A 14,478-nucleotide genomic window follows, 5' to 3' on the forward strand; every position below is an offset into this window, starting at 1 on the left:
GAGAGCGTCCCTTGAGTAAACGCAGCAAATACCTGTTCATTCACCAGAACTTCCCCGGCCAATTCAAGCACCTGGCCCCCGCGCTCGCAGCGCAAGGCCACGAGGTGGTTGGCGTGGGCATGAACCAGCCCACCATCCCCCAACCGGGCGTGCGTTATTTCCGTCATGATGTTGGCAATCTGCCACAGGGACCGCGCCCGCCAGCACAGCTCAAGGATTTATACGGCAAGGTACTGCGCGCGGAATCGGCGTGCGCGCGGCTGGAATGGTTGAAGGAACAAGGCTTTGAGCCGGACGTGATCTTCGTCCACCCCGGCTGGGGCGAAGCGCTGTATGTACGCGACGTCTTCCCCAAAGCCAGGCTGCTGATCTACGCCGAGTACTACTACCAGGGCGAAGGCGGTGACGCTTTTTTCGATCCGGAATTTTCCAAGCCCGGCATGGCCGCGCTGCAGCGCCTGCGCATCCGCAACACCCACTTGCTGCACGCCATGTCGGTGGCCGACGGCGCGCTGTCACCCACCGAGTTCCAGCGCGACCGCCATCCAGCCTGGTTCCGCGACCGCATCACCGTGATCCACGACGGCATCGACACCGAGCGCTTCCGCCCGGAACCGACTGCCTACGTGCAGTTGCAGGCGGCCGGCATCACACTGCGACCTGGCGATGAGGTGGTGGTGTTTGTCGCGCGTCAGCTGGAACCGTATCGCGGCTACCACATCTTCATGCGTTCGCTGCCCGAACTGATGAAGCAGCGCCCCAACGCGCGCGTGGTGATCGTCGGCGGCGACGGCGTCAGCTACGGCGCCGCGCCGCCGCTGGGCAAGACCTGGAAGCAGATCTTCCTTGATGAGGTGAAGGGCAAGCTCGACATGAAGCGCATCCACTTTGTCGGCAAGGTGCCGCACAGCGTGCTGACGCAGCTGATGCAAGTGTCGGCGGTATACACCTATCTGACCTACCCGTTCGTGCTGTCATGGTCGCTGATGGAAGCCATGAGCACCGGCTGCCTGATCGTGGCGTCGAAAACCGCGCCGGTGGAAGAAGTGATCGAGCACGGCCGCAACGGTCTGCTGGTCGACTTCTTTGACGCGCGGGCGCTGGCCGCCACGGTGGCCGACACGCTGGAACGGCGCGCCAGCCTGCAACACCTGCGCGACGCCGCCCGCCAGACCATTCTCGACCGCTACGACATGCAGCGCCACTGCATGCCGGCGCTGCTGCGTTTCGTCCAGCCCTAGACCGCGAACAGGCAGTCGTCCACGGTGGTGGTCGGCGTGCCGGTGAGCGTGACCAGCGCGGTCAGCTCGGCGGCGGACACCTTGCTATCCGCGCCGCTGGAAACGAAGCGGTATAGCGTGGTGTCCTTGGTGGTCGACACCACGAACAATGCCGTGTCGCCCACGGCGTAGGCCATATCGGCCGAACCGATAATCGCCGCCGCATTGGCCGTACTGGCGGTAGCCATGCGCACCGTGAACAGCGACAGCTGATTGCCTTGGTCAAAACCGCCCGGCGCATCGTAGGTGCCCGTGCGCAGGTTGTAGCTATGCAGGCCCAAAGCGGTCAAGTCCAGCGACAGGTGGTCAACCCCGGCGACAAAGTCAGTAATGGTGTCGCTGCCGGTGACGTTGGCAATCACAAAGGTGTCGCTGCCCGCGCCGCCAGTCAGCTTGTCGCTGCCCGCGCCGCCTTGCAAGACATTGTCCAGCACATTGCCAACGCCGGTAAACCCCGCCGTGCCGGTGTAGCGCAGGTTTTCCACGTTGACGCCCAAGGTATAGCTGGCGGCCGAGGTCTCCACCCGGTCGACGCCGCCGGCCGCCAGTTCGACGACACGGTCACCGCTATTGTCGACGCGGTACAGGTCATCGCCCGCGCCGCCCGCCAATGTGTCGATGCCGGCGCCGCCGTCGAGTGTATCGTTGCCGTCGCTACCCAGCAGGCTGTCATTGCCGGGGCCGCCGGTGTTGGCTTGTAATTGCGCCAGCGTCTGCGCTTGATCGGCAAAGTAGAAGGTCTCCACACCGCGCACGGTGATGATCTCGCCATCGCTGCCGGTCAGCACTGTATCGGTGGCGGTGCGAACGACGCTGTAGCTGTCGCGCGCGTTCAGGCCGGCGATATAGTCGTTGCCGGCGCCACCATCAACCGTGTCTTTACCGCCGAGGGTTTCGATATGGTCATCGCCGGTTCCGCCGATCAGGTTGTCGTTGCCCGCCGCGCCAACCACCGAGTCGTTGCCGGCGCCACCATCGAGCTTGGCGCCGGTGCTGCTGCCGGCAAACAGGCGGTTGTTGCCATCGTTGCCGGCAGCGGTGAAGGCGCCGGTACCGTTGAACACCAGGTCTTCCACGTTGGCCGACAGCGTGTAGGAAGCGGCCGAGGCAAACACCGTATCATACCCCGCGTCGGCAGCTTCCTTGATGACGTCGCCGCTTTCGCTGACGAGGTATTCGTCGCTGCCCTGGCCGCCAATCAGGGTGTCGTTGCCCGCGCCGCCAATCAGGGTGTCGTTGCCGAGGCCGCCGCTCAGGCTATTGCCGGCGGCGTTGCCGTATAGGTAGTTGGACAACTCATTGCCGACCACGTTGATCGCCACCGTCGATGCCGGCGTCATGATCGCGTATTCGACATTGGCCGCCAGCGTATAGGTACCGGCGGCGGCGAAGTCCAGCCTGACGCCATCGATACCGGCGTTAGCCGCTTCCACGACGACGTCGCCGGGCGCCGACAGCAAGTAGTAATCGTCGCCGTTGCCGCCGATCAGCACGTCGTTACCGGGACCGCCGTCCAGCGTATCACTGCCATATGTGCCTTCGATGGTGTCAGCGCCTACGGTCACGCTGTGCGCCAGCACGTCCGCCAGCGACATCGCGGCGTCGTTGAAATGGAACCACTGCACATTGCGCACCAGCATGGTGACACCGTTGTGATGGGTCAGCAAGGTATCGGTGGCGTTGACGCGCAGCACGGTGTAGTTGGCGAAGTCACCCAGCGAATGCAGCTCATTATTGCCGGTGCCGCCATCAATCGTGTCCTTGCCAGCACTGGCCTCGAACCAGTCGTCGCCGCGCCCGCCCAGCAGGCTGTCGTTGCCGACGTTGCCAATCAGCAAGTCGGCGCCATCGCCGCCATCGAGCTTGGCGCCGCCGCTGCCGGCCGCCATCACGTTGGACAGCGCGTTGCCGGTGCCGGTGAACGCAGCGCTGCCCCTGGCGAACAGCGCTTCGACATTTGCGCCCAGCGTGTAGCTGGACAAGGTGGTGATCACCACGTCGGTACCCTCGTCCGCCAGCTCGGTCACCACGTCCCCGGATTCGCCGACGACGTAGATGTCGTCACCGAGGCCGCCCGCCAGCTTGTCGGCGCCGGCGCCCCCGTCCAGCGTGTCGTTACCGACGCCACCGGTCAGGACGTTGGCGGCGGCATTGCCGGTGAGGAGGTTGTCCAGATCGTTGCCGGTAAGGTTGACGGCCACCGATGCGGCCGCCGTCACGGTGGCGTCATCGACGTTCTCGCCAAGCGTGTAGCTGCCGGCGCTGGTGAAGGCCACTTGCACCAGGTCGATGCCGGCGGAGGCGTCCTCGATGATGACGGCCGCCTTGTCGGCAATGACATAGACGTCGTCGCCAAGGCCGCCTTCGAGCGTGTCGGCGCCGGTGCCGCCGTTGAGGGTATCGTCATAGACCGTGCCGGTCAGGTGATCGGCGCCCGGTGAAGCGATATTGAACAGCAGCTCTGCGATCGGATGTTCGTCGGCGCCGCCGCTGAACGCCACATACTCGACATTGCGCAACGTCAGCGTATTGCCGGCGCTGTCGGTCAACACGGTGTCGGTAGCGGTCGGGCGGGCGATGGTGTAGTTGCCCGACGCGCCGGCCACCGCCACGGTGTCGATGCCGGCGCCGCCATCGACCGTGTCCTGGCCTCTGCCCGTGGACAGCCTGTCATTGCCGGCGCCGCCCAGCAGGCTGTCGTTGCCGTTGCCGCCAAACAGCTGGTCGTCGCCACCTCCGCCGTCCAGCTTGGCGCCGCCGTTGCCGCCGTAAATGAAGTTATCCTGCGTATTGCCGGTGGCGCTGAAGGCGGCCTTGCCGGTGTATTCCAGCTGTTCGACATTGGCGCTCAGCACATAGCTGCTCAACGCGGTGCGCACGGTGTCCCAGCCCTGGCCGGTATTTTCCACGATGGTGTCGCCGGCATCGACAGCCAGGTACAGGTCATCGCCTTCGCCGCCCTGCAGCTTGTCGTTGCCGGCACCGCCATCGAGCGTGTCATCACCGGCGCCGCCGTTCAGCGAGTTGACAGCCGCATTCCCAGTCAGCAGATTGTTCAACGCATTGCCGCTGAGGTTGACTGCCGCCGCCGAACTGATGATGCCATTTTCGACGTTGTCGTTCAGCGTGTAGGTAGCGCCGGCTGTGGCTAACTCCACTTGCGCGGTATCGATGCCGCTGCCAAGCTCCTCGACGATGGTGTCGCCAACATTATCGATCACATAGCGGTCATCATCGCCGTACCCGGTCATGGTGTCAGCCCCAAGGCCGCCGTTAATGGTGTCCTTATCGCCGCCGCCGTACAGCTTGTCGTTGCCGGGACTAACGATGTTGTACTGCAGCTGGTCCAGTGTCTTGCTCTCGCCCGCGAAGACAAAGTTTTCGACATTGCGTACCGTGATGACTTTGCCGCCGGTGCCGGTCAGCACCAGGTCAGTGGCATTAGGCTTGCTGACGGTGAAGGACTCGAAATTGCCGGCGATGTGCAACCCATCGAAGCCATCGCCGCCATCGATGGTGTCCTTGCCGCCAAGGTAGACCAGCATGTCGCTGCCAGTGCCGCCCAGCAGGCTGTCGTTACCGGCGCCGCCGCTCAGGCTGTCGTTGCCGGCGCCGCCGTCCAGCTTGGCGCCGCCGTCGCCGCCGTTGATGATGTTGTCCTGTGCGTTGCCGATGCCGGTGAACGCCACCTTGCCGGTGTACGCCAGCTGCTCAACGTTGGCGCTCAGCGTGTAGCTGGCCAACGACGTGCGCACCAGGTCCAAGCCGTCGCCGTCGGCTTCGGTGACCGCGTCGCCGCTGTCGGCCACGGTGTACACATCGTCGCCGCTGCCGCCGATCAATTTGTCCGCGCCGGCGCCGCCATCGAGCGTATCGCTGCCGGCACCACCAATGAGGGTATTGGCGGCGGCGTTGCCGGTCAGGGTGTTGTTGCCGTCATTGCCGCTCAGGTTGATCGCCGCGGACGAGGTAAGAATGCCGTTTTCCACATTGGCGGCCAGCACGTATGTCAGGTTGCCGGTGCTCAGCCCGACGCGGACGGTGTCGGTGCCGTCCACGGTATCTTCGACGATGGTGTCGCCGGCGTTGTCGACGATGTAGGTGTCGTCACCGCCACCACCACTCATGGTGTCGGCGCCAAGACCGCCGTCGATCGTTTCCGGCGCCACATTCTCCTGGCCATACAGTTTGTCGTTGCCGACGCTGACGAGGTTGTATTGCAGCTCGTCCAGCGTGGTGATACCGCCGCCCTGGAAGTGGAAGTTTTCCACATTGCGCACGGTGATGGTATTGCCTGCCGCATCCGTCAGCACGGTATCGGTGGCGTTCGGGCGGCTGACTTTGTAATCGATCAGGTAGCCGGCGATATCCAGATAGTCGACGCCTTCGCCGCCGTCGATGGTGTCCTTGCCGCCATTGCCGTAAAGGCTGTCGTCGCCGAGACCGCCGGCCAGGCTATCGGCGGCGCTGCCGCCGGCCAGCCAGTCATTGCCGGCGCCACCATCGAGCTTGTTGCTGCCGCTGGCGCTGCCTGTGATGTGGTTGTCGGCCGCATTACCGACCGCGGCAAACGCGCCCTTGCCGGTGAACTGCAGGTCTTCAACGTTGGCGCTCAGGGTATAAGACGACAACCCGGTCTGCACCAGGTCATGGCCCCCGTTCAAGGCTTCGCTGACCTGGTCACCCGCATTGTCGACCAGGTACAGATCGTCGCCCGCGCCGCCCACCAGCTTGTCGGCGCCAAGGCCGCCGTCCAGCGTATCGTTGCCGGCGCCACTGCTCAGGGTATTGGCCGCGCCGTTGCCGGTCAGGCGGTTGTCGGCGGCATTGCCGGTCAGGTTAACCGCAACCGAAGCGGCGGCGCTCACCGTGCCATCCTCAATGTAATCGGCCAGCTGATAGGTGCCGGCCGCGCTGAGTTTCACGAACACCTGGTCGTGACCGCCGAACAATTCCTCGACCAGCACATCGCCGCTAAGGTCAACATAGTAGATGTCGTCGCCGTAGCCGCCGGCCATGGTGTCGGCGCCAAGGCCCCCGTCCATGACATCGGCGCCGGACCCGCCGTGCAGATTATCGTTGCCAATGCTGGCAATATTGTCCTGCAACTCGGCCAGCGTTTGCTCCAGGCCACCGGCGAACGCGAAGTGTTCGATCCCACGCACCGTGAGCACACTGCCGTCGCGGTGGGTCAGCACCGTATCGGTCGCGTTCGGACGCGTGATTGTGTAGTACGCGGGCAGGTCCAGGCCTGCCAGCAGATCGACGCCGTCGCCACCGTCGATGGTGTCATTGCCGGTGCCGTTGCCCGTGCCGGCGGCGATGGTGTCGTCGCCGGTGCCGCCGCTCAGGCTGTCGTTGCCGGCGCCGCCGATCAGGCTGTCATTGCCGGCGCCGCCATCAAGCTTGTTGCCTTTGTCGCCGCCGGTGATGACGTTGTTCAATCCGTTGCCCAAGCCGGTGAAGGCGGTGCTACCGGTGCCGGCATACTGCAGGTGTTCGACATTGGCGCCCAGCGTGTACGAGGACAGCGCCGTCAGCACGGTGTCGCTGCCTTCGCCAACGGCTTCGGTGATGCCGTCACCAGCCTCGCCCACGACATACACGTCATCGCCGAGACCGCCCAGCAGCTTGTCATTGCCGGCGCCGCCGTCGAGCGTGTCATTCCCCGCGCCGCCGATCAGTGTGTTGGCAGCGGCGTTGCCGCGCAGTTCGTTGTCCGATGCATTGCCAGTCAGGCTGACCGCCACCGTGGCCGCCGACGTGATGACCGCGTTCTCCACATTGCTCGCCAGCGTATAGGTGCCGGCCGCGGCCAGCGCCACCTGCGCCACGTCCTTGCCTTCGTTGGCCGACTCGATGATGGTGTCACCCAGGGTATCGATCACATACGTATCGTCGCCGGCGCCGCCGACCAAGGTGTCGTTGCCGGCCAGCCCGTTCAAGGTGTTATTGCCGCCATCACCTTCCAGGTAATCGTTGTTACTGCCCGCTGTACCCGCTTGCACTTGCGCCCGTACCTGCGCCAAGGTCATCTCCACGCCGTTGAATTTAAAGGTTTCTATAGCACTAAACTTGATGCGATTGCCGCTGGCGTCGGTCAGCGTGGTGTACACCGGGTCAGCGCGCGTCACGGTGAAGCTGGCAAAGCTGGCCGCGACTTGCAGCAAGTCTTTGCCTGCACCGCCCTCGACCGTGTCCTTGCCCCTGCCGGCAACGAAGACATCGTCACCGCCACCGCCGTCCATCGAATCATCGCCGGCGCCGCCCCAGAACACCTCGCCGCCCAGATCACCCAGCAAGGTGTCATTGCCGTTCCCGCCGTCCAGGGTGACGTCGTGGAGGTTCCCGCTGAGCTTGATCACATCATCGCCGCCGTCGCCGTTCAAGCGGGCCACCGAAAGCGCGCCAAGCAGCGTGTCGTTGAACAGCCCGCCTTGCCAGAGGCCATTGCTGGAGTGGTCGATCAGCGCACCGGCCACTGGGCCGCCGCGTGGATCGAGGCCTTGATCAAAGTTGTCAGCGGTAAGGCTGCTGGCCTGCACGCCTTGCAGACGCAACAAGGTCACCCACGGCGCCTTGGGATCGCCGCCAGCATGCATTTGCAGCAGCGTATCCTTGCCTTGCTGGATCAACTGCAGCGTGCCATCGACGAAGGGGTTGCCGCCCGTATAAGCGAAGATGCGCGCTGCCTTGGCCAGCAATTCATCCAGGCCAAGGCGATCGCCACCCGGCCCGGCAGTAAAGTCCTGCACGGTGTAACTATCCCGCACGGTGGCACTATCGCCCCAGTGCGCACCGTCCAGGTCGTAGAAATCGCGGCCGGCGCCGCCGACCAGGGTGCTCGAATATTTGCCCGTGCCGCCCATGGACAAGTTGAAATAATCATCGCCGCTGCCGCCATCGGCCAGCAGCGTGCGCGCGCTGCTGTTATAGACGATCGAGTCGCTAATCCAGAACGCATCGTTGCCGGCACCGCCGCTTGCCGTCAGCTTGCCGCCAGCGGAGAACAGGCTCAGATTGTCATCGCCATCGCCGCCATCGAGCACGTCACTGCCGCGCGCGGCGGTCAAGGTGTCATTGCCGGCGCCTCCGGTCAGCGTATCGTCGAAATGGGTGTCGCTCAGCTTGTCGTCCCCGGCCCCGCCGGCGATGCGCGCGCCAGGTGTATACGTGCCATTGGGATTGATGCCGCCGACGAAATTATCCGCCGTCAGGCTGGTGGCGCGCACATTCGCCAGTGTCACCACTGTGGAATAGCTGCTGGTGTCCGGCACGCCATTGGAAAGCGTGCAGCGCTGCAGCAGCGTGTCGGCGCCGGACTGCAGCAGGCGGAACAGCGGCTGCTCCGCGGCAAACGGATTGCCGCCGAGGTAGCCGTTGAAGTCGGCGTTCTCAAGCAACGCCATCAGGTCCAGCCGGTCACCGCCGGCGCCCGCCGCGAAATCGCTGATCTTGAGTCCGTAGGAGCCGGCGACGCGGTAGGTATCGCGGCCGTCGCCGCCGGCTGCAACCACACCGGCGGCCCCGCCCTCTTTACCCATGACGATCAGGTCATCGCCGCTGCCGCCGGCGATGGTCAGCGCGCCGTGGCCGCCGAATAAATCGAACACATCGTTGCCAGCACCGCCATCGAGCACGCCATCGCCGCCATTATCGGTCAGCGTATCGTTGCCCGCGCCGCCGTACACGCTGTCGTTGCCCGCGCCCCCCTGCAAACTATCGTCGCCGCCGCCACCGTCGAGGGTATCGTTGCCCGCGCCGCCATCCAGCGTATCGCCAGCGCCGGTCTCGTCTCCGCCCTGCAGAACGTCGGCGCCGGCGTTGCCGCTCAGGCTATCGGCGCCGGCCCCGCCGTCCAGCCTATCGTCATAGTTCGACCCGGCCAGCGTATCGCTGCCGCCGGTACCGGTCAGCTTCACGCCAGCCATCGGGGTGCCATCGGGACTGAAGCCGCCGGTGAAGTTGTCGGCGGTCAGCTGGCCGGCAAGGATATTTTTCAGCGTGATGAGATCACGTACGCTGTTCTGCGCCGTATATTGCAATACGGTGTCAGCGTCCCGTTGCACCAAACGGAACAGGCCGCCGTTGGCGGCAAACGGATTACCGCCCTGGTATGCTGCAAGACCCAGCAAGGAAGTGAGATCAATGCTGTCGCCACCGGCACCAGCCGTAAAATCGGTCACTTCCAGCGTGGCGTCGATGACCGGTGTCGCAAACTTATAGGTATCTCTGCCCGTTCCCCCGGTCAGGGTGCCGCGGCCACCGTTACCAGTGGCATACCCAATAACGAACACATCATCGCCCTCGCCGCCGTCGGCACGCAAGCCCGTAGCGCCATAATAGCTGGTGGGCTCAAACCGGTCGTTGCCCAACCCGCCCAGCAGTGTGGTGCCACCGCTGCCACCGCGCAGCCAGTCGTCGCCGGCGCCGCCATCATACACGCCCTGTGTGGCGTCAATGATGTCGTTGCCATCCTCGCCGTAGACCATGCCCGAACCCTGCAGGCTGTCGTCGCCGGCACCGCCGTAGAGCGTGCTGGTGCCGTAATCACCGTGCAGGTAGTCATTACCGTCACCGCCGTTCAGGACGTCGTCCCCGTAGTCGCCCGCCAGTGTATCGTTGCCGGCGCCGCCGTTGAGGGTGTCGGCAAACAAGCTGCCACTCAGCCGGTCCGCGGCATCGGTGCCCTGCAGCAGTTGGCCTGGACCGGCCGCGCCGTCCGGCAGCGTGTAGGGCGTGAAATGATAGGAGGTGAGATCAGTGGCCTTGACATTGGCGAGCGTGGCCACCACGCGGTAGCCATAATAGCTCGACGCAGGGCCATCCTGGTCGAACTGCAACTGCGTATCGGCGCCATCCTGTACCAGGCGGAAGTAACCCACGTCTGGGCTGAAGGGATTGCCGCCGCGATAGCCGCTGCCGGAGAGCATGATGCGAACCAGCTCGGTGATGTCAATACGGTCAGCATCGGCGCCGGTGCCGGCCTGAAAGTCTTCGATACGGAAGCTGACGCCGGTACTGTACTTCACGATCTTGTAGAGATCCGCGCCAGCGCCGCCGGTGAAGCTGTAGCTGATAGGGGAAGTCCCGCTCAGGTTCAAATTGAACACATCTTCGCCGTCGCCGCCGTCGAGCTGGATGGCGCCCTGCGCGGACAATTGGGAGGTGTACAGGTTGAATCTGTCAGCGCCGGCCCCGCCCAGCGCCAAAACATTGCCACCGCTGAGCGTTTGTACGAGGAACGAGTCGTTGCCGTCGCCGCCATCAAGCAGCTTGTTACCGCCAGTGGTCGACAACGCATCGTTGCCATTGCCTCCGATCATGGTCGCATCGCCTTGCGCGCTGATGGTGTCATTACCCTCACCACCGTCCAGGCTGTCGTTTCCCTTGCCGCCATTCAGTGAGTCGGCGCCATTGCCACCGGTGATGAAATCCGCAAGGTCGGTGCCGATCAAGGTGTCGTTACCGTCACTTCCGGCGAGGGTGTTGTCAAAGCTGGTCGCAGCGATTGTGCCCAAAGGAACTCTTTCTGATATTTTTAGCAATTGCCAATAATAGCACGTTGCCTATCGGAAAAGACTCACCATCGGTCACAATTTGATACACGTATTAAATATTTTTTTACAGGCAAAAAAAATCCGCGCTAAGCGCGCGGATTTCAGGGTGAACAAAACGCTGGTCAGACGTTGAACAGGAAGTTCAGCACGTCGCCATCCTTGACCACGTATTCCTTGCCTTCAGCGCGCATCTTGCCAGCCTCTTTCGCGCCAGCCTCGCCCTTGTACTGGAGGTAATCGTCATAGGCGATGGTTTGTGCACGGATGAAGCCGCGTTCGAAGTCGGTGTGGATGACGCCGGCCGCTTGCGGCGCGGTGTCGCCAATCTTGATGGTCCAGGCGCGCACTTCCTTCACGCCGGCGGTGAAGTAGGTTTGCAGGCCCAGCAGCTTGTAGCCGGCACGGATCAGGCGATCCAGGCCAGGCTCTTCCATGCCCATGTCGGCCAGGAAGGCGGCCTTGTCGGCGTCGTCCAGATCAGCGATTTCCGCTTCGATAGCGGCGCAGATGGCCACGATCGGCGCGTTCTGGGTGGCGGCGTAAGCGGTCAGCTGGTCCAGCAGCGGGTTGTTGGTGAAGCCGTTTTCCGACACATTGGCCACGTACATGGCCGGTTTGGCGGTGATCAGGCACAGCGGCTTGATCAGCAGCATTTCCGCTTCATCCAGGCCCAGCGAGCGCACCGGCTTGGCTTCGTTCAGGTGCGGCACCAGACGCTCCATCAGGGCCACCAGCTTGATGGCGTCCTTGTCGCCCGAGCGCGCTTTCTTCTGCTCGCGGTGGATGGCTTTTTCCACGGTGCCGAGGTCGGCCAGGGCCAGCTCGGTCTGGATCACTTCGATGTCGTCCAGCGGGCTGACTTTGCCGGCCACGTGGATCACGTTGTCGTCTTCAAAGCAGCGCACCACGTTGACGATGGCGTCGGTTTCGCGGATGTGCGACAGGAACTGGTTGCCCAGGCCCTCGCCCTGCGAGGCACCGGCCACCAGGCCGGCGATGTCGACGAATTCAACGATGGCGTTGACCAGGCGCTCAGGCTTGACGATCTCGGCCAGCGCGGCCATGCGCGGGTCCGGCACTTCCACCACGCCGACGTTAGGCTCGATGGTGCAGAACGGATAGTTCTCGGCCGGGATGCCGGCCTTGGTCAGGGCGTTGAACAGGGTGGACTTGCCGACGTTAGGCAGGCCGACGATGCCGCATTGGAGACTCATGAAAAACCTTTACAGTATGGAGTTGCTTGCTATTTACAGCGTTCAAGGGTCCATTGTACCTTTGTTGGCCTCACACTTCAAAAAACAGGAGACAGCATGAGCATGCGCGACGCCGGCCGGGAACAGTTCCGCCACTTCCTTACCATCCCCACGCGATGGATGGATAACGATATTTATGGCCATGTGAACAATGTTGTTTATTACTCCTATTTCGACACGGCGGTGAACCAGTTCCTGATCGAGGCGGGCGTGCTGGATATCCACCAGGGCGAGGTGGTGGGTTTCGTGGTCGACAGCGGCTGTTCCTACTTCAGCCCGATCGCCTTCCCGGACGCGGTGCACGCCGGCATCCGCGTGGCCAAGCTGGGCAACTCCAGCGTGCGCTACGAAATCGCCCTGTACCGCAACAACGATCCGTTGCCGGCCGCCGCCGGCCACTTCGTCCACGTCTACGTCGAACGCGCCACCAACCGCGCCGTGCCCATCCCGGATACCGTGCGCGCGGTGTTGCGCGACCTGACCACCCTCACCTGACTTTTTTGATGCTAGACTCCTTGGCCATCACGAACCCCTGGGAAACCTCATGACTATTGCTCGTCTGCGTACTTCTGTTCTGGTGGCCAGCTTGATGCTGGCTGGTGCTTACACGCTGCCGGTGCAGGCGGCGCCGGTGGCGGCAACCGCCAAGGCGAGTCAGGCGCAGAAGCAGTTGGCCAAACTGGCGGCCGCCTTCCATACGGCGCGCTGCAAGTTTGATCCGCTGCTGTTTGCCACCGCCAACGGCGACAGCCGCTACGACGATCAGCTCGGCCTGGCCATCTCGCCCAAGGTGCGCGCGGCGCAGTTCACGCTGTACCGCTCGCTGCAGAAGCAGTTGATGGCAGTGAACCGCAACCAGCTCAGCGCCCATGACCAGCTGACCTACGATCTGCTGACTTATGAACTCAATAACGCGATGCAGATGGAGTCCTTCCCCGACCACCTGCTGCCGCTGAACCAGATGGACAACGTGCCCAGCACGCTGGCCAATTACGCCAGCGGCACCGGTTCGCAGCCGCTGGAAACGGTCAGGCAGTATCAGGCTTACCTGAGCCGCCTGAACCAGTTGCCGGCGTGGATAGACCAGGCCATCGCCAATATGCGGCAAGGCATGCGCAGCGGCGTGGTGCATCCGAAAGCCATCATCACCGCCATGCTGCCGCAGCTGCAAAACCTGCGCGCGGCCTCGCCGGAAGCCAGCGTGTTCTACTCGCCGGTGACGCACTTCCCGACCGCGTTCTCCGACGCCGACAAGAAGAAACTCACCGCCGCCTATCTGAAAACGGTGGACAGCAAAGTAGCGCCGGCCTTGAACCGCCTGGTCGGCTTCCTGGAAAATGAATACCTGCCTGCCGGCCGCAGCAGCACCGGCTGGAGCGCCCTGCCGAACGGCGCGGCCTGGTACGCGGCCCACATCAAGGACAGCACCAACCTGCCGCTGTCAGCCGACGAAGTCCACGCGCTGGGCCTGAAAGAAGTGGCGCGCATCCAGCAGCAGCTGGCCGCGCTTGGTCCCAAGCTGGGCTACGAAGGCCCGGAAAAACAGTTGCCGCAATGGATGCGCGAGCAGACCAGGTTCAACATCTTCACCACCGACGAACAGGTGCTGGACGCCTACCGCGCCATCTACGCGCAAGTGCAGGCCAAGCTGCCGGCCTACTTCAGCCTGGTGCCGAAAGCCAGGCTGGAACTGCATCTGGAGCCGGAGCTGACGCGCGCCACGGCGTCGGACCACTATACCCCATCGGCCGCCGACGGTTCGCATCCGGGCGTGTTCTGGCCGGTGGTGAACGATCCGAAGAAATACAGCCGGGTCGACATGGTCAGCCTGTTCCTGCACGAAGGCGTCCCCGGTCACCACTTGCACGCGGCGCTGCTGAAGGAAATCGACCTGCCCGACTTCCGCAAGTTCAGCACCGAGAATCCGAACAGCGCGGCGTTTACCGAAGGCTGGGCGCTGTACTCGGAAACGCTGGGCAAGGAGATGGGCTTGTATGACGACCCGGTGGCCTACTACGGCCACCTGAACGCCGAGATGCTGCGCGCGGCGCGGCTGGTGGTGGACAGCGGCATGCACGCCAGGGGCTGGACGCGCGAGCAGGCGATCAGCTATCTGATGGACGTGCTGGGCTGGACCGAGCCGCGCGCCCGCAATCAGATCGAGCGTTACATGGTGCTGCCGGCGCAAGCGCTGAGCTACAAGATCGGCTCGTTGAAGATCCTGGAACTGCGGGCCCGCGCCCAGCAGGCGCTGGGCGACAAGTTCAGCTACCAGAAATTCCACGAAGTGGTGATCGGCGACGGCACCCTGCCGCTGCCGATCCTGGAACAGCGCGTCGACCGCTGGATCGCGACGTCGAAATAAACTCCGGGGTCAGGTCCGTC

5 protein-coding genes are annotated in these 14,478 nt (G+C 63.7%); 3 read left to right on the top strand and 2 right to left on the bottom strand.

Annotated features, from left to right (window positions below; genetic code table 11):
* The first annotated feature begins 11 nt into the window (after positions 1-11).
* A complete protein-coding gene (locus ABDW57_RS20445; protein WP_343732022.1) occupies positions 12-1,241 on the top strand; it encodes a glycosyltransferase in 1,230 nt (409 codons plus the stop codon).
* Here the strand turns inward: ABDW57_RS20445 and ABDW57_RS20450 are convergent.
* Both ABDW57_RS20450 and ychF read right to left on the bottom strand, forming a co-directional pair.
* A complete protein-coding gene (locus tag ABDW57_RS20450) occupies positions 1,238-10,801 on the bottom strand; it encodes a hypothetical protein (RefSeq protein ID WP_343732023.1) in 9,564 nt (3,187 codons plus the stop codon). The two genes, ABDW57_RS20445 and ABDW57_RS20450, sit on opposite strands and share 4 nt — an antisense overlap.
* Before the next feature lie 161 nt (positions 10,802-10,962).
* The gene (gene ychF / locus ABDW57_RS20455) at positions 10,963-12,054 is read right to left on the bottom strand and encodes a redox-regulated ATPase YchF (RefSeq protein ID WP_343732024.1); all 1,092 of its coding nucleotides are present in this window, start codon (positions 12,052-12,054) and stop codon (positions 10,963-10,965) included.
* A gap of 102 nt (positions 12,055-12,156) precedes the next feature.
* Between ychF and ABDW57_RS20460 the strand changes: the two genes are divergently transcribed.
* On the top strand, positions 12,157-12,588 hold the full coding sequence (locus ABDW57_RS20460; RefSeq protein ID WP_343732079.1) for a thioesterase family protein: 432 nt from the start codon (positions 12,157-12,159) through the stop codon (positions 12,586-12,588).
* A 49-nt stretch (positions 12,589-12,637) separates the two neighbouring features.
* Positions 12,638-14,458: a DUF885 domain-containing protein gene (locus ABDW57_RS20465; RefSeq protein ID WP_343732025.1), complete on the top strand. Its 1,821-nt coding sequence runs from the start codon at positions 12,638-12,640 to the stop codon at positions 14,456-14,458.
* The last annotated feature ends 20 nt before the right edge of the window (positions 14,459-14,478 follow it).

This window comes from Duganella sp., from assembly GCF_039595735.1.
GTDB lineage: Bacteria > Pseudomonadota > Gammaproteobacteria > Burkholderiales > Burkholderiaceae_D > Rugamonas.